This window comes from Bradyrhizobium sp. B039 (assembly GCF_038965675.1).
In the GTDB taxonomy this organism is placed as follows: Bacteria; Pseudomonadota; Alphaproteobacteria; order Rhizobiales; family Xanthobacteraceae; genus Bradyrhizobium; species Bradyrhizobium diazoefficiens.
Genome location: NZ_CP152416.1, coordinates 8206185 through 8226049 on the forward strand (window position 1 = coordinate 8206185; position 19865 = coordinate 8226049).

Annotated in this window: 20 protein-coding genes, 1 tRNA gene and 1 pseudogene; 9 read left to right on the top strand and 13 right to left on the bottom strand. The window is 65.7% G+C overall.

Annotation, left to right across the window (positions count from 1 at the left end; translation table 11 throughout):
* Positions 1 to 29 precede the first annotated feature (29 nt).
* Entirely contained in the window at positions 30 to 572 is a 543-nt protein-coding gene (locus AAFG50_RS38660; protein ID WP_011084158.1) for a disulfide bond formation protein B, read from the bottom strand.
* 156 nt (positions 573 to 728) lie between these two features.
* Here AAFG50_RS38660 and AAFG50_RS38665 point away from each other — a divergent pair.
* The 6 genes from AAFG50_RS38665 to AAFG50_RS38690 all read left to right on the top strand — a co-directional run bounded on the left by AAFG50_RS38665 (position 729) and on the right by AAFG50_RS38690 (position 7431).
* Positions 729 to 813 (top strand) — tRNA-Leu (locus tag AAFG50_RS38665).
* A 172-nt stretch (positions 814 to 985) separates the two neighbouring features.
* The gene (locus AAFG50_RS38670; RefSeq protein WP_028173575.1) at positions 986 to 1288 is read left to right on the top strand and encodes a hypothetical protein; all 303 of its coding nucleotides are present in this window, start codon (positions 986 to 988) and stop codon (positions 1286 to 1288) included.
* A gap of 150 nt (positions 1289 to 1438) precedes the next feature.
* Positions 1439 to 1672, top strand: a complete 234-nt coding sequence (locus tag AAFG50_RS38675; RefSeq protein ID WP_028173576.1) for a hypothetical protein — start codon at positions 1439 to 1441, stop codon at positions 1670 to 1672.
* A 326-nt stretch (positions 1673 to 1998) separates the two neighbouring features.
* Positions 1999 to 4725, top strand: coding sequence for a DUF2235 domain-containing protein (locus AAFG50_RS38680; RefSeq protein WP_039186634.1), 2727 nt, complete (start codon positions 1999 to 2001; stop codon positions 4723 to 4725).
* 112 nt (positions 4726 to 4837) lie between these two features.
* On the top strand, positions 4838 to 5509 hold the full coding sequence (locus AAFG50_RS38685) for a response regulator transcription factor (protein WP_028173578.1): 672 nt from the start codon (positions 4838 to 4840) through the stop codon (positions 5507 to 5509).
* A complete protein-coding gene (locus AAFG50_RS38690) occupies positions 5506 to 7431 on the top strand; it encodes an ATP-binding protein (protein WP_028173579.1) in 1926 nt (641 codons plus the stop codon). Before AAFG50_RS38685 ends, AAFG50_RS38690 begins: the two co-directional genes overlap by 4 nt.
* A gap of 139 nt (positions 7432 to 7570) precedes the next feature.
* Here AAFG50_RS38690 and AAFG50_RS38695 read toward each other — a convergent pair whose 3' ends face one another.
* A complete protein-coding gene (locus AAFG50_RS38695; RefSeq protein ID WP_028173580.1) occupies positions 7571 to 7861 on the bottom strand; it encodes a hypothetical protein in 291 nt (96 codons plus the stop codon).
* A 233-nt stretch (positions 7862 to 8094) separates the two neighbouring features.
* Here AAFG50_RS38695 and AAFG50_RS38700 point away from each other — a divergent pair, with 233 nt between their 5' ends.
* Both AAFG50_RS38700 and AAFG50_RS38705 read left to right on the top strand, forming a co-directional pair.
* Positions 8095 to 8319, top strand: coding sequence for a cysteine rich repeat-containing protein (locus AAFG50_RS38700; protein WP_028173581.1), 225 nt, complete (start codon positions 8095 to 8097; stop codon positions 8317 to 8319).
* 121 nt (positions 8320 to 8440) lie between these two features.
* A pseudogene (locus AAFG50_RS38705) lies at positions 8441 to 8614 on the top strand (GMC oxidoreductase); the annotation flags it as partial.
* A gap of 3 nt (positions 8615 to 8617) precedes the next feature.
* Here AAFG50_RS38705 and AAFG50_RS38710 read toward each other — a convergent pair.
* From AAFG50_RS38710 to AAFG50_RS38725, 4 genes are all read right to left on the bottom strand, one after another.
* Positions 8618 to 9307, bottom strand: coding sequence for a hypothetical protein (locus AAFG50_RS38710; protein ID WP_028173582.1), 690 nt, complete (start codon positions 9305 to 9307; stop codon positions 8618 to 8620).
* A 138-nt stretch (positions 9308 to 9445) separates the two neighbouring features.
* Positions 9446 to 10165, bottom strand: coding sequence for a hypothetical protein (locus AAFG50_RS38715; RefSeq protein ID WP_028173583.1), 720 nt, complete (start codon positions 10163 to 10165; stop codon positions 9446 to 9448).
* A 137-nt stretch (positions 10166 to 10302) separates the two neighbouring features.
* On the bottom strand, positions 10303 to 10551 hold the full coding sequence (locus AAFG50_RS38720; protein WP_028173584.1) for a hypothetical protein: 249 nt from the start codon (positions 10549 to 10551) through the stop codon (positions 10303 to 10305).
* Between the two features lie 168 nt (positions 10552 to 10719).
* On the bottom strand, positions 10720 to 11685 hold the full coding sequence (locus tag AAFG50_RS38725; protein WP_028173585.1) for a nitronate monooxygenase: 966 nt from the start codon (positions 11683 to 11685) through the stop codon (positions 10720 to 10722).
* Between the two features lie 108 nt (positions 11686 to 11793).
* Here AAFG50_RS38725 and AAFG50_RS38730 point away from each other — a divergent pair, with 108 nt between their 5' ends.
* The gene (locus AAFG50_RS38730; RefSeq protein ID WP_028173586.1) at positions 11794 to 13356 is read left to right on the top strand and encodes an AMP-binding protein; all 1563 of its coding nucleotides are present in this window, start codon (positions 11794 to 11796) and stop codon (positions 13354 to 13356) included.
* A 425-nt stretch (positions 13357 to 13781) separates the two neighbouring features.
* On the opposite strand, the gene AAFG50_RS38735 is transcribed toward AAFG50_RS38730, so the two are convergent.
* The 7 genes from AAFG50_RS38735 to AAFG50_RS38765 all read right to left on the bottom strand — a co-directional run bounded on the left by AAFG50_RS38735 (position 13782) and on the right by AAFG50_RS38765 (position 19689).
* On the bottom strand, positions 13782 to 14555 hold the full coding sequence (locus AAFG50_RS38735; protein WP_028173587.1) for a thioesterase family protein: 774 nt from the start codon (positions 14553 to 14555) through the stop codon (positions 13782 to 13784).
* Between the two features lie 230 nt (positions 14556 to 14785).
* Complete coding sequence (locus AAFG50_RS38740) at positions 14786 to 15754, bottom strand: nitronate monooxygenase family protein (RefSeq protein WP_011084145.1); 969 nt, start codon at positions 15752 to 15754, stop codon at positions 14786 to 14788.
* Between the two features lie 250 nt (positions 15755 to 16004).
* Complete coding sequence (locus AAFG50_RS38745) at positions 16005 to 17405, bottom strand: aspartate ammonia-lyase (protein ID WP_028173588.1); 1401 nt, start codon at positions 17403 to 17405, stop codon at positions 16005 to 16007.
* 36 nt (positions 17406 to 17441) lie between these two features.
* Positions 17442 to 17972: a hypothetical protein gene (locus tag AAFG50_RS38750; protein WP_028173589.1), complete on the bottom strand. Its 531-nt coding sequence runs from the start codon at positions 17970 to 17972 to the stop codon at positions 17442 to 17444.
* Positions 17973 to 18100: 128 nt separating this feature from the next.
* Entirely contained in the window at positions 18101 to 18703 is a 603-nt protein-coding gene (locus tag AAFG50_RS38755) for a YqaA family protein (RefSeq protein WP_161533195.1), read from the bottom strand.
* Between the two features lie 45 nt (positions 18704 to 18748).
* On the bottom strand, positions 18749 to 19153 hold the full coding sequence (gene hisE, locus AAFG50_RS38760; RefSeq protein ID WP_011084141.1) for a phosphoribosyl-ATP diphosphatase: 405 nt from the start codon (positions 19151 to 19153) through the stop codon (positions 18749 to 18751).
* Positions 19154 to 19311: 158 nt separating this feature from the next.
* Positions 19312 to 19689: a hypothetical protein gene (locus AAFG50_RS38765; RefSeq protein ID WP_028173590.1), complete on the bottom strand. Its 378-nt coding sequence runs from the start codon at positions 19687 to 19689 to the stop codon at positions 19312 to 19314.
* Positions 19690 to 19865: the final 176 nt, after the last annotated feature.

The following is a 19865-nucleotide window of genomic DNA, read 5'->3' on the forward strand; positions in this document are numbered from 1 at the left end:
GGAGCGCACCTTTGCCCACCCTACGGCAGCTACGTACGCTTCGCCGTCGCTGCAAAACCCCAAGCGGCGATGGCGGCCATCAGCAGCGAGATCAGCACGTTGTAGCCGGCGAGCGAAAGGCCGAGGAAGCGCCACTGCACCTCGTCGCAGCGCACCACCTTCACGGTGTCGAGCCGCGAGAGCAGATCATTGGCGCTGCCGAGATTGACGACCGGGCCGGAGCAGTCGGTCGGCCCCTTCCAAAACCCCCATTCGACGCCGGAATGGTAGGTGCCGAGCCCGGCATTGGCGAGCGTCGCCAGCGCGAGGATCGCAAGCCCCGCGAGCAGCAGTGGTCGCGGCGCGCCGCTCCTCGCCGCAAGCGCGGTCAGCGCGCCGAGCGGGATCGCGAGATAATAGGCGTAGCGCTGCTCCAGGCAGAGCGGACAAGGCACAATCCCCAGCACGAGCTGGAAGAACCAGGCGCCCGCGATCGTGGCTGCCGCAATCAGCGTGACGAGCAGCGAGGCGATCAGGGCGGGGCTCGTGGCCGCCGGCTTGAATGCAGGTATTGCGGCACTCTGGGTCGTCACGGCAGCCTCTTCCGGTCGGTCGCTTTCCTTAGCCTCTAACCCCGGCCCAAGCGGCTGTCGAGAACAGCCGGGATCACTTTGGCGCGGGTTGACCCCGCTTTGTCCATGGCTATAGTCCGCCGGCTTCGCGACGCTCGCTTTGGGGGCCGACCGAGGGCCCCTGTGGCGGAACTGGTAGACGCGCTCGACTCAAAATCGAGTTCCGCAAGGAGTGCTGGTTCGATTCCGGCCAGGGGCACCACGCTTCGCCCTTCGGGCTTCGCGTGGCGCAGCCATGCGAGACCGAAGGGCGAAGCGTGTCCGGCGAAGCCTCTTGGCGAAGACGGACTGGCTCAACGTAGCTCAATCCCTTCCCATCCTCCCGTCCCCACTTTATAAACCGGTAGCTTCTTCCGTCATTCGAAGAGGCTCACATGAACGACCTGCACACGTGGCTTTCGCAGCAGCACCACGGTTTGCGCACCTTCCGGATCTTTCAGCAGAAGCTCGAGATGCTCGGCCGGGACCATCCATCCCAGCGCGGCCTGTGCCGCCTGTTGAGCAGTCTCGTCGGCAGCTATGTCGAGGCCTTTGACGAGGCCCCGCTGCCGGTCGAAATTGCCGACGGCGCCTATCGCCGCCTGCTGGCGCTGGTCGCAAGCATCGATCTGAATGCCGACGCGGACCGGCGGCTCGCCGACATCAACCGGGTTGCGGAGAGTCGGCTCTGGCAGTGACGAGAAACGTCGACTCGCCTCGGCCTCCCGGACGCGCTGTGCCGGCAGAAGGCCGCGTGCGTGCCGGTACGAACGATCGTCGGCGCGTTCGACTTCGCCAAGTCGATACCTATATCCTGCAGCAACGTGGTGTTGCAGCGAGCAGCTTTGATGGCCAGGAGACGCACGACGGAAGCCGACATCGACGACCTCCCCCGCTATTTCGTCTGGGTCCGGGGCCTCGAAGGCCCCGAGCCGCAGAAATGGACGGCGATGGATTTCGGCATCGGCGACTGGAAGCGGCCACTCGTGCTGGCCTTTCTGGAGCTGCCGGAAGGCGAGCGGCACCTGCCGCTGTCGGCACTGGCGCGGCGCTATCCGCCGCCGCGGGTGGAGACATTGTAGGCTTGTAGAGTGGGTTGGGCGAAGCCGTAACCCACCACTTCCCTATCCGCCGAAGCAGAAGAGGTGGGTTACGCTGACGCTACCCCACCCTACGAAGAGCGACATCGCTTCCCCTCGCCGTCCGGCACGCCGACCAGCAAAACCAAATGCTTTTCGCGACCGTCATTCCGCGACGTCCGACCGCGGCGAGACCGCGCGTTCCTGCTTGCTACCTCAGCGGGACTATGCGCAGAATACATCCCATTTTATAACGCAATCGTTGATTGAGTCCGAGGAGTGCCGGCTCGGGCCTGAAGCGCTTCCTCGTGAAATTGCCGGAGGAGCCCATGCCAGATCAGGATGGCGCGCGGACCGCTGATACTGCCGGACCGGAACACCCGCATAGCAGGATGAATGCCGGCGGGACGGCCGACGCCGCCCGGTCGAAACGCAAGCTGGTGCTGTTCGCCGACGGCACGGGCAATGCGTTCACAGCCCAGGAATCCAGCGTCTGGCGTCTCTACGAGGCGCTCGACCACACCCAGCCGGACCAGATCACCCACTACATCAAGGGTGTCGGCACCGCCGGCTGGGCGCCGCTCGCCGCGCTCGACGGCGCAACCGGTTTCGGCGTGCCCTCCAACGTCCGCAAGCTCTACCGCTTCCTGTGCTGGAACTGGCGCGAGGGCGACGAGATCTACATCTTCGGCTTCAGCCGCGGCGCCTTCACCGCGCGCACGCTGGCGTCCATGATCGCGAGCCAGGGCCTGGTGCCGGCGGAGATCGAAGGCACGCCGGTGTCGCATGAGGAGATGGGGCGCAACGCCATGGCCGCGTGGCGGGAATACCGCCGCGACACCGTGCCATGGAAGAAGAGCCTGCCGACGATCTGGATCGCGCGCTTCATCCGCGATTTCCTGCTCTATCTCTATCATTCGATCTGCGGTCACCGTTCCTACGCCGATGTCCGGGCGGCGATGAACGGTCGCAAGGACGTCGACATCGAATTCATGGGGCTGTTCGACACGGTCGAGGCCTTCGGCGTCCCGATCGAGGAGCTGCGCGTCGCGATCGACTGGGCGATCTGGCCGATCTCGTTCCGCAATCACCGGCCCTCGCGCAAGGTGAAGCACATCTGTCATGCGCTGGCGCTGGACGACGAGCGCACCACCTTCCATCCGCTGCGGATCGACCAGAGCCATTTGGCGGCCGACCAGACGGTCAAGGAGGTGTGGTTCACCGGCGTCCATTCCGACGTCGGCGGCGGCTATCCGGATTCCACGCTGTCCTTCGTGCCGCTGGTCTGGATGACCGATCAGCTCGAAGGCCGGCTCCGTTTCCAGGACGGCGAGATCGAGCACTTCAGGGACTACCAATCGGCGATCGGACCGAAGCACGATTCGCGCAGCGGCGCCGCCGTGCTCTATCGTTACGGACCACGCCCGGTCCTCGCCGGTGAGGTCAATGGCGGGCTGCCGGTGGTGCACTTCGCCGTCATCGAACGCATGCTGTTCGGCTGCGACGACTACGCGCCGATCATGCTGCCGGCGGACGCGCTGGTGCTGATGCCGGACGGCAGCAAGCTGAACCTCATCGCGGACAGTACCCGCGGGGTGATGAAGCAGGCCTATCTGGCGAAAGCCAAGGGCCCGCGGCGCGAAAGCGAGGCCGAAGCGTTCACGCGCATGAGCACGCCCAGCGCCGAAATGGCCAGGCTCACGCGCGACACCGTGTGGTGGCGGCGCGTCGCCTATTTCTCGCTGCTGTTCATGGTCGGCGTGATCGCGGTCTGGCCGTGGATCGCCCGCAGCCTGATCGGGGTGTCGAAGGATAACGGTCTGCAAGGCACGGTGGTGCTGCACGTCATCGCCACCATCGATTGGCTCGTTGGCGCCGTGCTGGGTCCGCTCGCCAATCTCGTCAGGAACGTTCTGCCATCCTATGCGGCGCCGTGGCTCGACATCACGCTGTATTACCCGTTCGCCACCTCGACCGTCCTGGCCATCACCTACCTGATCTGGCGCAGGAACACGGTGCTGCGCGACACCATCCAGGAACGCGCGCGGCTGGCCTGGAGCAGGCCGCACCGCATGGCAAGCCGGCGGCATGTCGACGAGCCCGGCATGCTGCTCCGCTTCGCCCGATGGATGCGGCTGAATGCGGGGCCGGCCCGCTGGTTCTTCGTCAGGCTCGTGCTGCCGGGCATCTTCCTGTTCATCATCTTCTACGCCGCACTGCTAATCGGAGCGACCAGCGTCTTCACGGCCCGCACCGCGACCGGAAATATCTGCGCGACGCCCGGGCCGGAGGCCGGGACGCCGGTGCCCGACGAGCCGGTCGATGCGCCCGGCCGCTTCGCGACGAGGGAGTTTTGCTGGTGGAGCGGCCTTGCGGTCGAGAAGGGCCGCAAATACCGCGTCTGGGTCGAGATCGAGGATCCCTGGTTCGACCGCACCATCATGAGCGGCACGAACGGCTTCATGACCTATTTCACGCCTCACTACCTCGCCCTGCCGACGCTCCGTCAGTTCGGCGCCGCCTGGTTCCAGCCCGTGGTGCGCATCGGCACGAAGGGAATGAGCGACATTCCGCTGCAGGCCGTCAACGTCATGCCGGCCGAGGAATTGCCGCGCCGGATGAATCCGACCATTCCGGCCGAGGACGATGCGGACAAGCGCAAGGGCAGGTATCCGACCCAGCTGGACAAGACGAAGGAGTTCGAGGCACTCCCCGACAACAATCCGCTCAAGCTCGCTGTCAGCAAGCTCGGACCTTTCGACCCGGTGCCGAAGGATCCCACGGCGCGCACGATCTGGGAGGACCAGAAACTGTCGGGACGGCTGGTGGCCGAATTCGTCGCGCCCGACGCCGGCGATCTGTTCTTCTACGTCAACGACGCCGTGCAGATTTACCCAGCACTGCTGCCGGCAGCGTTGCGGCCGGCGATGCTCGACGCGGTCCAGGGGCCCTATGAGCAGTTCTACAAGAACAATGCCGGCACCGCGCGCATCATCGTGCAGCGACTGCCGAGCCTGCCGATGCCGACGGACAAACCGGCCGCGACGAAGCAGTAGGCGTCCGGGACGCCGCCTCATTGCGGCCCCCATGATTATGGGTGTCGCGGCGTGCCTGCTGCGGGTAAACTTGCCGTGCGCCGCGGGGGACACGCGGTGCGGGACGATGGACATGAGCGAACAGGGCGAGACGGGTGACGCCATCACCATCCTCCTCGTCGAGGATGACGCGCCGACCTGCTGGCGGCTGCAGGATGCGCTGGTCAAGGCCGGCTACGAGGTGCGCAGCGCCGGCACGCTGGGAGAGGCCCGGTCAGCGCTGGGCGAGGCGGCACCGCGCGTGCTGCTCACCGATCTCAAGCTTCCCGACGGCCATGGCGTCGAGCTGATCCGCGAGGTCCGGCAGCGCTTTCCCGACACCGAGATCATGGTGATCTCGGCGCTCGGCGACGAGGAGAGTGTGATCTCCGCGATCACGGTCGGCGCCACCGGCTACCTGCTCAAGGACGCTTTCCCCACCGATATCGCCACCACCGTGCGCGATCTGGTCGCCGGCCATTCCCCGATCTCGGCCTCGATCGCACGTTTCATCGTGCGGCGAACGCAAAATTCGGCGGAGCCGCCCCCGGGCCCCGCACTCAACACCGCAAGACTGACCCCGCGCGAGATCGACATCCTCTGGGGCATCGCCAAAGGTTTCAGCTATGCCGAGATCGCAAGCCATCTCGGCCTGTCCAGGCAGACCGTGCCCGGGCACATCAAGAACATCTATCGCAAGCTCGAGGTCCACACGCGCAGCGAAGCGGTGTTCGAGGCCGTCCAGCAGGGCCTGATCAAGCTGTGAGCGAGATCGCGGCGAAGGCACCGGCCAAACCCGCGCGGCGCCGGCTGCTGGCCGCGCGCCTCGTGCCTTACCTGCTGCTCCAGGCGTTGATCGTGATCGCCACCATCCTCGGGCTGCGGCTGCTCCAGCCGAGCGACCCCGACGATTTTGCCTTGAGCGGATTTTCGCTGCGGGAGGACGGCGCGAGCCGTCCCGTGACGCTGCCGCACTTCACCTCGTCGCGTTACTCTCTGGCCGATCCGCCGCTCTACACCGGTGCCTTCACGGTTGGGCGCGGCGATGCGGCGACGGGATGGTCGGTGTTCCTGCCGCGTTTCAGCAATGCGGTGGAGGTCGCCGTCAACGGTGTCGTCGTGCTCGATTCCCGCCGCGATTTCAACGCCAACCGGCCGGACCGTAACACGCCGCTCATCGCGCTCATTCCCGCATCGCTGCTGCGTGACGGCGGCAACGAGATCACGGTACGGCTGTTCGTATGGGGACCCTTGAAGGGTTTTCTCGACACCGTCTATGTCGGTCCCGATGCAGCCTTGCGTCCCGCCTATGAGACACGCACGCTGCTGTTCGTCACGTTGCCGGTGGTGTTCTCCGCCTGGCAGTCCATCCTCGCTGTCATCCTTGCGATCATGTGGCTGATGCGGCGCCGCGAGCCGGTCTACGGCGTGCTGGCGGCGGCGATGGTGCTCGGCGTGCTGCAGGCGTTCGTTCCGCCGCCGGTGCCGCCGGCCACCACGTCGCGGCTTGCCGCGGTGCTGCTGGCATCGGCACCGACCGAGAGCGCGCTGATCGTCGTGTTCGGCGTGCTGTTCTTCGGCTGGCGCTGGCCGCGTTACGGCGCGCTGCTGTTCGCGCCGGGCATCGTCGTGTTCGTGGTCGGGCTGATCGCCGGGCCGCCACTGCCGCGCATTCTGTTTCTCCTGCTTGGCATCCCCACGGTCGGGGTCTGCCTGTTCCTGATGGCCTGCGTCTCCGCGGCCGCGGTTGTGCGGCGGCAGGATGCCGCGAGCTTCACGCTCGGCTGCGCGGTGAGCATCGTGCTGACCTGCTGGGTCCACGACATGCTGTCGGTGTCCGAGATCGTCACCAACGAACGCATCTTCGTCTCGCGCCTGTCCTATTCGGCGATGCTGGTCGCGATCGGCGCCGGCCTGACCTGGCGCTTCGCCCGCGCGCTGAACCAGGTCGACAGCTTTGCCGGCCAGCTCGTGACGCGCGTGCGCGAGGCCGAGGAGCGGCTGAAGGCGAGCTTTGCCCGCGAGGAGGCGCGCGCCCGGGCCGCCGCGCTCGCCAACGAGCGCACGCGGCTGATGCGCGACCTGCATGACGGCCTCGGCGGCCAGCTCGTCAGCATCGTCGCGCTGTCCGAGCGCGGCCATGAGGGTGCGACCATCACGGACGCCGCCCGCGCGGCGCTGAAGGATCTCCGTCTCGTCATCGACTCCATGGACGACATCGGCGGCGACCTCATGCTCGCGCTCGGCTCCTGGCGCGAGCGCGCGGCGATGCAATTGCGCCCGCACGACATCGCGCTCGACTGGCGCGTGGCGATGCCGCAGGGCCTGCCGCTGCATCCCGAGCTCAGGCCATGGCACGTCATCCAGATCGTGCGCATCCTCGACGAGGCCGTGACCAATGCGGTCAAGCACGCGCACGCCGGCAATATCGCGGTCATGATCGAGACGCTCGACGCGGACCAGGGGCCGTGCGGCGTGATCAGCGTGACCGACGACGGCCGCGGTTTTGCGCTGGCCGGCAATTGCGAGGCCGCGGGCGCGAGCCAGACCGCGCGGGGCTTGCGCAACATGAGAAGCCGCGCCGCGCGCTGCGGCGCGGTGCTCGATCTGAGCTCGGATGCCTCGGGCACGCGGGTGCGGCTGCAATTGCCGCAAATCTTTCCCGACAGCGACGCCGCTGCCGGCTGAAAAGCCCCCCTCCCCGAACGTGTGGGACGTACGGAGAGAGGGAACGGGCCGGATGATCTTCATGCGGAGGACGGGGGGTTCGTCCGCAGGGTCATCACGTCGCCCGAAGCGATGCAATCAACTCAATCGAACGAGATCGTCAGCGAACACCGACGCGATTGACCGGGCCGCCGCGATTCATCGGCGTGCCGGCACGTACGCCGACACCGGGCGCACCGACGCCGGGCGTCGCGACCGCAGCCGCCGCGACCGGGGCTCCCGGCGCGACCACCACCGCCGCCGTCGGCCGCACCACGCAGCCCTTGGGCACGCCGACCGTCTTGCAATAGACCACCGCCTGCGCCGGGCTCGTGCCCAGCGACACCATCGCCGCACCCGCCAGCGCCATGATCGTCAGCCCGGCGCTCAGCACTCCCGCTCTTTTCGACATCTTGCTCTCCTGCTTCCCGTTCGGCGTCCCGGTGCAATCACCGGGTTCGCAGCCGACGTGCAGTCTGAATGGCAAAAGACGGCGTACGGATACATGCCATGAAGATGGGGGTACGCAGGCCAGAAGCGCGATCCGATGCCATGAACATGGCATGGACCGGCACCAGGCCTCCGCGAGATGGTCCGCCCGCTTGATCCCGAACGGGACCACCGACAAGCCCAAAGAGGTGTTTTATGAAGATTTCGATCCTTGCCGCGCTGCTGCTTGCCGCCACCGCCCTGCCCGCCGCGGCACAATCCGGTCCGACGCTGCAGGAGCAGATGGCCTGCCGCGGCGACGCCAGCAAATTCTGCGCCGAACATGTCGGCAAGCCGCCGCAGATGAACGCCTGCCTGCGCGAGAACAAGTCGAAGCTTTCGGACGGCTGCCGCAAGGTGGTGGAGTCGCACGGGGGCTGAGCTAGCGGTCATTCCGGGGCGCGCCAACGGCGCGAGCCCGGAATCCATCGCGCTGCGGTCACCGCGGATAAATGGATTCCGGGCCTGCGTGCTGCGCGCGCATCCCGAAATGACGAGGCGCTGCCGGATGGGCACGGACGATCTCGCCGTCGTCGATCCGCAGCGGTTGCAGGTGCGAGGCATTGACGGCTTGCATATCGCGGACGCCTCGTTGATCCCGATCATGATCTCCGGCAACATCCAGACGCCGACGATCCTGATTGCCGAGCGCGCAGCGACCGCGATCCTGGGTTAGGTGCTAGTCGTCGTCGGGGCCGAACAGCCTGATCTGCGGGAAGCTGCCGCGCGGCCGGCCCGCGTAATCGCGCGCGTCTGAATCTTGGCGGATGTTGCGGGCCACGTCGTCCCAATCGGTCCGGTCGCGCATGCCGCGGGGATCGCGGGACTCATAGCGGTGACGCTCGGACCAACGCTCGCGCCGATCCATCCGGCGCCGTTCGGACGCGGCATGCTTCACGTCAAAATCCCTCGCCTTGGCATAGGCGTTGTCAGGTGAGGAGGACGGCTCTGTCGAAGCCTGCTGTTCGACGGGCTTTGCGGCCTGCGGAGGCGATGGCGATGCCGGTTTCGGCGGCTCGACCGCGGCCGCTTGCGACGGCTGTGGCGCAGGCAGCTCGGCGTTCGCCGGAGTGACCTGCGTGTCGGGCCTTGTCTCAGGCTTGGCGTCGTCCCGCGCCTGCGCGGGCGCGGCGATCATCGCGCCGAAGGCTTGCGAGCCGGTGAGATATTGCACGCGCTCCGACGGCGCATTGCTCTGGACCGGCGCGATAGCCGCTTCCGTGCGCTGCGCCAGCTTGCCGGCATCCGGCCCCTGCTTGGGCGCGATCGGATTCATGATGTTGCCGGCGACGATGCCGCCACCGAGACCAATGGCGATGGCCGCGACGATGGTTCCGGCACCGACGAAATAGGCTGTCGAGGCGCGCATTGGTCCACTCCCTCTTTTGGAGCGGGCAACGCCTGGAGATTGCCGGATGTTCCTGATATCGACGGTTCCCTCGGCGCGATGGCTTGCCACCGCGCCTCAGCTCATTGTTTGAGCATGATCTCTTCGGGAAACCGCGCGTCAGATCTGCTGCGCGACCTTCTCGAGCCCAATGATGCGGGCGAGCTTGCGCACTTCCTCTTTCTGGTCGTCACGCAGTTGGAACAGGAGCGGCATCGCGGCCGACTTCAACTGCTGGACCTCGTCGCAGTTCGGATCGATCTGCGCGCCGGGCGGCGCGTTCGGATTCGACAGCTTGTTCGCCTGGATCCTGCGGACGACGTTGCGCAGCGCCGTCTCGACCGAAGGCCAGTAATATTCCTGCGACGACGACAGCTTCAGACGATCCTTGATGCCCGAAATCTGAACGTCGGAGAGCAGCGAATAGGACTTCTGCGGCTGCGGCTTGGCGACGACTTTCGGCTTGGCCGGGACTTCGACGGCGGGAGCTTCCGCCGTGGGCGCCTCGTTCACGCTCGCCGATGAACCCGTCTTGGACATCGGAAAATCGGACGGAGTGGCGGCGGCAAAGGCCTGACGCAGCGGCTCGGTCAGCACCGGCGCCTGCGCAAGCTTGTCGGCGGGCACCTGGACCGGCTCGATCGCGGCCGAGGCAAGCGCCAGGGTCGGAACCAGACGGTCGGCCTTGGCGGCGCGGTTGGTCGCGAGCGGTTTCGGCGGGGCCTGGGTTATCATCTCGGCGCTAACGCTGGGCACGCTGTCGCGTCCGACAATGGCGGTGGTGGCGGCACCGAGGACGAGGAAACAGGTCAGAACGACGATGGTGATGGCTTTGGACAAACGTCTCTCCGAGGGGGAGGGGCGGTTCACGATGTTGTCAACGGTGCCCGGGAAAAAGGAACGAATTAAGGCTTGAGTGTGCCTTTGCGGCGACAATCACCATGCCTATGGCGACACGACTAAAAAGCCGAGTAAAATCAAGCAGCTGAGGCCAGATCGTAGGCATCCTGGATGTCCGCGACGATTTCGGAGGCCTCCCAGACCGCGCGCGGCTCGACCGATTGCAGCGTCACCGTCCAGTTGCCGCCCCGGCGGGTGCGGGGGACGCTGACGATATCGAAGCGCACATTGCGGCACAGCGGGTGGCGGGCCAGCGCATGGGCCACGCGGACGCGGATTTCGTCCAGCGAAGCCGCCGTCTTGGAGTTGAGAAAATCGAAATCCATCGCCTGTCCCTCTCGGTCCTGATTGGCGGCCTTGAGGGGGATTCTGGGCGGGCGATGGTTAATCTGCCGTTAAGTGAGGGGGAAATGCAGCCGTGCTGGATTAACTGTGATCGATGCGACGGCGCCTGGTCTTCCTCGCCCCGTTCATACGGGGAGAGGGAAAGGAACCTATCGCCCACCCGCCGCGCGATATTCTGCGACCGTCCGCGCGACGAGATCGTCAACCGCAAGCACATCGGTCACGCCGGATGTCGAGTGCCCGCCGCTCCAGATATCGCGCCAGCGCTTTGGCCGGTTCTCGCGCGCGTTGACGTCGATGTCCTTGGCGATGTCGATCGCCCCGCGCGCCGGCAGGTCGTCGGGATCAAGCCCCGCAGCGACGATCGACGGCTTCAGCATGCTGGTCTGAAGCCCCGTGAACGCGGTGGTCAGCAGGATGTCGTCGGCGCTGCTCTCGACCAGCATCCGTTTGTAACGATCATCCGCCATGCTCTCGCGCGTCGCGATAAACTTCGTGCCCATGTAGCCGAGATCGCAGCCGAGCACTTCCGCGGCATGCAGCGCGCGGCCATCGCTGATGCCGCCCGCGAGCACGATGATGCCATCGTAGAATGCGCGCACCGCGCGGACGAAGGCGAACGGATTGAGCCAGCCGGTCTGCCCGCCCGCGCCCGCCGTGAGCAGCACGAGTCCATCGGCACCTGCTTCCGCCGCACGTTCGGCGTGGCGGATCGAGGCGACATCCGCCAACACCAGCGCACCGGCGTCATGCAGCGGCTTGAGCACTGGCGCGGGCGAGCCGACCGAGGTGATGACGATCTCCGGCCTGTGCCGCAGCAGCACCGCGAGATCCTGCTCCAGCCGCGCATTGGAGCGGTGCACGATCAGGTTTGGGCAGAGCGGCGCCGCCTTGCGGCCGGCTTGATCTTCATGCCGGCGCAGGCCCGTTTCGATCTCGCGGAGCCATTCGTCGAGCTGTTCCGCGCTACGGCAATTCGCGCTGGGAAAGCTGCCGATCACGCCGCTCTGGCAGGCCGCGACCATGAGCTCGACGCCCGACACCAGAAACATCGGCGCGGCGATCAGCGGCAGCGCCAGGCGATCGCGGAAACGTTGCAGCCGATCAGACGTCACGCATGCCTCCCTCGCGCGGGCTGTGTCGTTCCATCCCGCATTCCCTGTGCTAGCGTTACGGCAAACATTGGCACGCCAGAAGCCGATGACAAAGCAGCGAGGAAACATATGTCCGATCCGCTCCACGCATCGTCCCCGACTTGCGCACAGGCGCTGCGGGCGCTGGCGCGCTATCCCGGCCGCACCGCGTTCGCCTGGCCTGGCGGATCGCTGAGTTATCAGGGCACCATCGACCTGATCGGGCGCATCCAGGGCGTGTTCATGCGGCTTGGAGTGCAGCCCGGCGCGCGCGTCGCCTTCCTCACTGCGAACCGCGCCGACACCTGGTGCGCGGGTGTCGCAGCGCAATTGTCGAGGTTTTGCGTCACCTGGCTGCATCCACTGGGATCGCGGGGAGACCAGCTGTTCCAACTCGAGGATTCCGAGGCCGAGGTGCTGGTGGTCGATGCGGCCGCGTTCCGCGATCGCGGCGGCGAGCTTGCCGCGAGTGCGAGCCGGCTCAAGGCGGTCTTCACCACGGGCCCGGCCGGCTATGGCGTCGACCTGTTGCAGGCGATCGAGATCGAAGGCCATGCCAGCGCTCATTGCCTCGCCGGCCCTGACGATCTCTCCACGCTGAACTACACCGGCGGCACGACCGGCAAATCCAAGGGCGCGCTGCGCTACCACCGCGAAAATGCCGGGGCTGCCGCCGCGATCCTCGCCGACTTCGAAATCCCGGAAGATGCGCGCTATCTCGCGGTCGCCCCGATCAGCCATGTCGCCGGCACCAAGGTGCTGCCGACCCTGATGCGCGGCGGCACCGTGCACATGCTGAAGGGTTTCGATCCCGAGGCCGTGCTGGCGACGATCGCGCGCGAGCGCATCAACTTCACGCTGTTCGTGCCGACCATGATCTATGTGCTGCTCGACCATCCCGCGCTGAGCAGGACCGACCTCTCCTCGCTCGAGCTCGTGCTCTACGGCGCGTCCGCGATGTCGCCGAGCCGGCTGATCGAGGGCATCGAACGGATCGGGCCGGTGTTCTCGCAGCTCTACGGCCAGACCGAATGCTATCCGATCTCGGTACTGCGCAAGAAGGACCATGATCCCCGGACGCCCGAACTGTTCCTGTCCTGCGGCTTCCCGATCGCGGCCTGCGAGGTCAGGATCCTCGACGACAATGACCAGGAGGTGAAGACGGGCGAGGCCGGCGAGATCTGCGTGCGCGCCCCGCATGTGATGGCGGAATACTGGAAGCGGCCTGACATCACCGCCGAGACGCTGAACAACGGCTGGGTCCACACCGGCGACATCGCGCGCAAGGACGAGCGCGGCTACATGTTCATCCTCGACCGCAAGAAGGACATGATCGTCTCCGGCGGCTTCAACATCTTTCCGCGCGAGGTCGAGGACGTGCTGTCGCAGCACGCCGATGTCGCGATGGTCGCGGTCGTCGGCATCCCCGACGAGAAATGGGGCGAAGCCGTCACCGCCATCGTGGTGCCGCGCGAAGGCGCAAAGCCCGATCCGGACGAGCTGATCAATTTCGTGAAGACGCGGAAAGGTTCGGCGCATGCGCCAAAGCAGATCCAGTTCGTCAAGCAATTGCCGATGACCGGCGTCGGCAAGGTCGACAAGAAGGTGCTGCGCGCGGGATTCTGGAGCGGGCGGGACCGGATGGTGGGGTAGTCGTCTCGATCTGCAACTTGTGGCAGGCGGCACCGTGCAGGCCCCCGCGCCCGCCCCCGGGATTTTACGGTGTCGCTGTGACCGGCGAACAACAGCGCGGAAGGGACTTTTCAGGCACGCCGTCCGAGCGATTGCGGGCGAATCAACGAATCAACTAGACCGCTGATGGGGCTGGGAAGCGGAGTATCAAATGAGAGTCGCTTCCTTGGAAAGTGCGTTGGCCGCGATCACGTTGATCACGGCTATTGTTGTCCTGCTGTGGGAGATCAAGATCGTCTACGGCAGTTGAACAGGCAGGACGCTGGCGTCGAACAGAGACCTCCGGACAAGAGAGAAGAGGCTCGCGACCAGGGCATCCCTTCCGCGGCGGCGGAAGTCTGCCGTTCCTTCGGCTCAAGGAGCGATCACGGCGCTTGCCGTCACGCTCACCGCTTCTCGATCACCAAACTCTGCACCGCGCGACCGAAATAGCCCTGCCGATCCGCCAGCCGCGACATGGCGAGTCCTGCGCCATCAGGGCCGATCCAGGAGTCGCCGTCGAGCAGGATCCACTCGCCGACCGGTTGGCGCGCAAGGCTCACTGTGAGGTCCGCGTTGATGTAGGTCCAGGCGCGGAAGTCGAGCGTCGAGGCGGTGCCGTTGGAAAAGTCGGCGGCGACCACGGCGCGCATGGCCTGCGAGATCGCTTCGCCCTCGATCAGGGGATGGTCGACGCGAAACCAGATCGCGCCCGCACCGGCCTGGCCGAAGCGGCCGCGCGCGGCGCGCATCGAGACCGAGCGCACGAACGGGCTGGTGGCGGCATGACCGTCCTCGACCAGCGAATCCTCCGGTGACGGCAGCGTGAGCGGGACTTCCTTGACGTCATCCGGCAGCGCCTGCGCCTGACGCCTGATCTTCAGCACTGTGGCGCCCACGACCTGCACGCCGTCGGCGAGCAGCTTGATTTCGCAGAGCTGAATCTTGCGGCCCTCGCGCAAGACCTCGGTCTCGATCGTGAGCGGCGCCACCGGCACCGGGCGCATCAGATCGATGGTGACGCGCGCGATGTCCATCGTAACAGGCGTCGGAATACGCTCGGCCGCCCACGTCACCAGCGATGCCGGCGCCGAGCCATGCTGCATGCGCCGGTCCCACGGACCCGCAGCGTCAGGGCTGGTGACGACACTGTTGCCGTCGACACGGTAGATCGGGGGCATGGTGCAGATCTCTGTTGGCTGAGACGCTCGGAGTTCCAATGACAGTGTCGTCCTGGCGAAAGCCAGGACCCATTACCCCAGGGAGAAGTTGTGGCGCGCAACTCTCAACTCCGAGTCTTCGCCAAACTACTCCCTGGGGTAATGGGTCCTGGATCTGCGCTCCGCTCCGCTGCGCTTGTCCAGCACGACGGAGGAAAGATACGCGCGCTGCAATACGCAATAGCCGCCGTTCACAACGGCGGATCGATCGCCTCGTCGTATTCCTTCTTGAAGCGCGCGATCAGCTCGGCGGCAGGCAGAACCTGGTCGACGCTGCCGATGCCCTGGCCCGAGCCCCAGATCTCCTTCCAGGCCTTTGGCTTGGCGCGCTCGCCGGAGGCGTCGGTGCCGAAGTTCATCTTGGACGGATCGGACGTCGGCAGGTTCTCCGGATCCATGCCGGCGGCGAGGATCGAGGGCTTCAGATAATTGCCGTGCACGCCGGTGAAGAGGTTGGAATAGACGATGTCGTCGGCCGTCGACCCCGCGATCATCTCCTTGTACTTCTCGACAGCGTTGGCTTCCTTGGTCGCAATGAAGGCCGAGCCGATATAGGCGAAGTCTGCGCCGAGGATGCGCGCGGCGCGGATCGCCTTGCCGTTGCCGATTGCGCCCGACAGCGCGATCGGGCCGTCGAACCACTTTCGCGTTTCCGCCACGAAGGCCAGCGGCGAGATCACGCCGGCGTGGCCGCCGGCGCCGGCCGCGACCAGGATCAGGCCGTCGGCGCCCTTCTCGATCGCCTTGTGCGCGAATTTCTGGTTGATCACGTCGTGGAAGACGATGCCGCCCCAGCCGTGCACGGCCTGGTTCAGTTCCTCGCGCGCGCCGAGCGAGGAGATGATCATCGGCACCTTGTACTTGGCGCAGAGCTGCATGTCGTGATCGAGCCGGTTGTTCGACTTGTGCACGATCTGGTTGACCGCGAACGGCGCCGACGGCCTGTCGGGATGCGCGCGATCATAGGCCGCGAGCTCTTCGGTGATCCGCGCCAGCCATTCGTCGAGCAGCTCGGGCGGCCGCGCGTTCAGCGCCGGAAACGAGCCGACGACACCCGCCTTGCACTGCGCGATCACGAGATCGGGCACCGAGATGATGAAGAGCGGCGAGCCGATCACGGGGATCGACAGGCGCCCTTTGAACAAGGCAGGCATGGACATCGCGAAACGATCCTCTATTGGCGGTCAAATCGAAGTTGGGAGCCATACCAACAAGGCAATCTTTCCACTGTCAAGTATTGCGTTTTGCCGCCGCGGAAGATGCCGTTACCGCAATTCCAAGCCGCGGAATTCCTCTTCCGTCATTCCGGGGCGCCGAAAGGCGCGAGCCCGGAATCCATCTGACCTCCGCACGCGTGGCGAAATGGATTCCGGGTTCGCGCTTCGCGCGCCCCGGAATGACCATGAGACATCACGCAATCAGGTCCGGATTGATCAGCCGCTCGAACGAGAACATCTCGTCCCACTTCTCCTGCGTCAGCAGCTTGCGCTCGACCACCACGATCTGGTGCAGCGACTTGCCGCTCTTGTAACCTTCGCGCGCGATCTCGGCGCATTGCTTGTAGCCGAGCAGCGGCTTCAGCACCGTGACGATACCGAGCGAGTTCAGCACCATGTTGCGGGTGTGCTCCGCGTTGGCGGTGATGCCGACGACGCAGTTCTCGCGCAGGCTGTTGACCGCGCGCTCCATGGTGCGGATCGAGAAGAACAGCGCGAACGAGATCACCGGTTCCATCACATTGAGTTGGAGCTGGCCGGCGGACGCGGCAAGCGTCACCGTGGTGTCGAGGCCGATGACAAGGAAGCTGGTCTGGTTGACGACCTCGGGGATCACGGGATTGACCTTCCCCGGCATGATCGAGGAGCCCGGCTGGAGCTGCGGCAGGTTGATCTCGTTGAAGCCGGCGCGCGGGCCCGAAGCCAGCAACCGGATGTCGTTGCAGATTTTTGTCAGCTTGCTCGCCGTGCGCTTGAGCACGCCGGAGAGCTGCACATAGGCACCGGTGTCCGAGGTCGCTTCGACGAGGTCGCCGGCGAGAATGAAGTCGATGCCGGTCAGCGCGCTCAGATGCCGGACGGCGAGCTTGGGATAGCCGTGCGCCGCGGTGACGGAGGTGCCGATCGCGGTCGCGCCGAGATTGATCTCGCGCAGCAGCGCCCGTGCCTCGGAGATACGATCGACCTCCTCGCCCATGGTGGTACCCCAGCCGCGGAATTCGGCGCCGAGCGACATCGGCACGGCGTCCTGAAGATGCGTACGGCCCATCTTCAGCACGCGGTCGAACTCACGGCCCTTGGCGAAGAACGCCTCCTGGAGCTGGCGCAGCGCCGTCATGTAGCTCTCGAGCCGCAGGATCAGCGCGAGGCGGAAGGCGGTCGGATAGGTGTCGTTGGTCGACTGGCCGTAGTTCACATGATCGTTCGGGCTGACGTGCTGATAGTCGCCCTTCTTGAAGCCCAGCGATTCCAGCGCGAGGTTGGCGATCACCTCGTTGGCGTTCATGTTGGTCGAGGTGCCGGCGCCGCCCTGGATGAAGTCGGTGACGAATTGATCCATCATGTCGCCGGCAATCACGCGGTCGCAGCCGAGGATGATCGCATCGGCCACCCTGGTGTCGATCACGCCGAGATCGCGATTGGCCATCGCCGCGGCCTTCTTCACGTAACCCAGCGCCTTCACGAAGTAAGGCTCCTGGTTCATCGGAATGCCGGTGATGTGGAAGTTCTCCTTCCCGCGGATGGTCTGGACGCCGTAGTAAATATCGTCGGCGATCTCACGCTGTCCGAGGAAATCCTGCTCCGTACGGCTCATGGGCGCTCCTGGTTGCTCGCGCGCGGCGTCGTCACGTCAGTTCTGGCACAGCGCGCTGGTCACGAAAGTATCGGTGCGGCAGTCGTCCGGTTTGCGTTGCCTGCCCGGGATGAGAACCTTGGCCGAGCATTTCTCGGCGGAGTCGGCGTTGAGGCTCTTGCCTTGCTTGTAGCCCTTGCCCTGGCAGAGCTGGTCGGCGGCCTGCTTGCAATCCGGCGCGCCGTTCGACGAGACCGGACAGGCCACGCGCCCCGAGACCATGGTCGAGGGCGTGGCCAGCCGCGACAGGTCATTCATGGTCTCGCTCGGACTTTTGATCGGCGGCAGGATCGAGGGCAGCTTGTCGAACAGCTTGCCCATTTCGTTGATCAGCCCAGGATTTTCCCCGCCCGCCGGCGGGGCAGGCGCCGATGGCGGCGGCGCAGCCTGCGGCCCCTGCTCCTGCAAGCCGAGCGCCGGCGGCGCGGATTGCGGCCATCCAGTCCCGCCCGCACCCAGCAGGAGCAGCAGCACTGCTGACGTCAGCGTCCCAAGCCGCACGGCCGGATTGCCGGATCGAACCATCATGACGGCAACCGTAGCCGAAGCCGGCGCAGCGGCAAAGCGCTGCGGATGCGTTATCCGTCGAGCATGATCTATCCGCAAAACCGCTTCACGCTTTGCGCTGACGCGGCCCTTCGGGTCCGGATCATTCTCTAGATCAGCTTGACCGCCACCACGAAGCCGAGCACCAGCACGGCGGCACCGAGCGCAACCCACAGACCGAGATGCTTCTCGATCCGAACCCGGATCCAGTCGCCATAGCGGTTGAGCAGGATCGCGGCGATGAAGAAGCGTCCGCCGCGCGCGACGATCGAGCACAGGACGAACAGGCCGATATTGTAGCCGGCAAAGCCCGAGGTGATGGTGACGAGCTTGTAGGGGATCGGCGTCAACCCCTTGAGCAGGATGATCACCGCACCCCACTCCGCATAGGAGGCGCGGAAGGCATCGACCTTGTCGCCGAGGCCATAGACCTGGATCAGCCAGTGGCCGACCGAGTCGAACAGCAGCGCACCGATGGCGTAGCCCAGCAGGCCGCCGAGCACCGAGGTCGCGGTGCAGACCGCCGCGTAGACCCAGGCGCGCTGCGGGCGCGCCAGCGACATCGGGATCAGCATCACATCCGGCGGAACCGGAAAGAAGGAGCTTTCGGCGAAAGCCACGGCTCCCATGATCCAGAGCGCGTAGGGCTTGTGGGCGGCGTCGATGCACCAGTCGTAGATACGTTTCAGCATGGCGCCGCGATGAAGCACCATGGGACGGATTTGTCCATGCCGAGATTGAGGCGAATTATGACGGTTCTAGTGGCGCTTGCGCGCCGTACGGCCCTCGAGCGCGACAATTGGCCGCCTCGCGGCAACGCGCGGTGACGCAACTTTGGGCAGCTTCATCGCCGACTTCGGCAGCTTCTCGGCGATGCCGAGCATGTCTTCCCGCCGCGTCATCTCGCGCCAGACGTCCTCGGGGCGCACGCCGGCCGAGGCCCAGAGCACGGTGAGGTTGTAGAGCAGGTCGGCGCTTTCCCGGACCACGGCATCGGTGTCGCCATTGACGGCATCGATGACGACCTCAATGGCCTCTTCGGCCAGTTTCTTCGCCATTTTGGAGGGGCCACGCTGAAACAGCCGGGCGGTGCGCGATGTTGCCGGATCAAGGTCTCTGGCCGCGAGCACAGCCAGATATAGCCGCTCAAGCGAATCACTCATGGTACTCAAAACTACTCTAAACCAATGGCGAACGCGTTAACGCCCGGCAATTAAAGCAAAAAACAGGCCGACGCGGCAAGTGCGACGGCCTGTTTTGGTCAACCCTTGGTAGCCAAAGTCTGGTCGCCAGGGCTGGTCTTCAAGGCTCGTCGTCAAGGCTAGTAGCAGTTGGTGTAATAGCCTTGGCCGCAGAGCTCGGAGGGGGCGGTGCCGCCGTAGCGCTGATACTGGTAGTTCGGGCCCGGACCGTAATAGGGGCCGTCGCCGTAATAGGCAGGGCCGCTGTAATAGGCCGGACCGCCATAACCGCCATAATAGGGCCCGTTGTCGTAGGCATAGGCATTGCGGGTCGCGGCGATGGCAAGGCCGGTGCCGACGATGCCGGCAAAGGCTGCGGCAGCCGCTGCGCCACCACCACCACGCCAGTGACGGCCGCCGGCGTATGAGGCGGTCGGAGCGACCGCAGTCAGCGCCAGCACCGCAGCGGTGGCGAGAACGGCCTTGCGGCCGGCCAGTCTCGAAAATCGGTCGAACATGTCCTGGACCCTCCTTGGGACCTCGAATGGTGCCTGCGCAGACAGGCTCATGTCTTTCAAACACCCACGTCCCATGTTGGGTTCCCGAACCCCAACACAAGCTGAACGGGGTTGCGTAATCGTGACGCAACCACCGCTCATCCGCCGTTCATATTGGCGCGCGCAGGCTCGTCGCC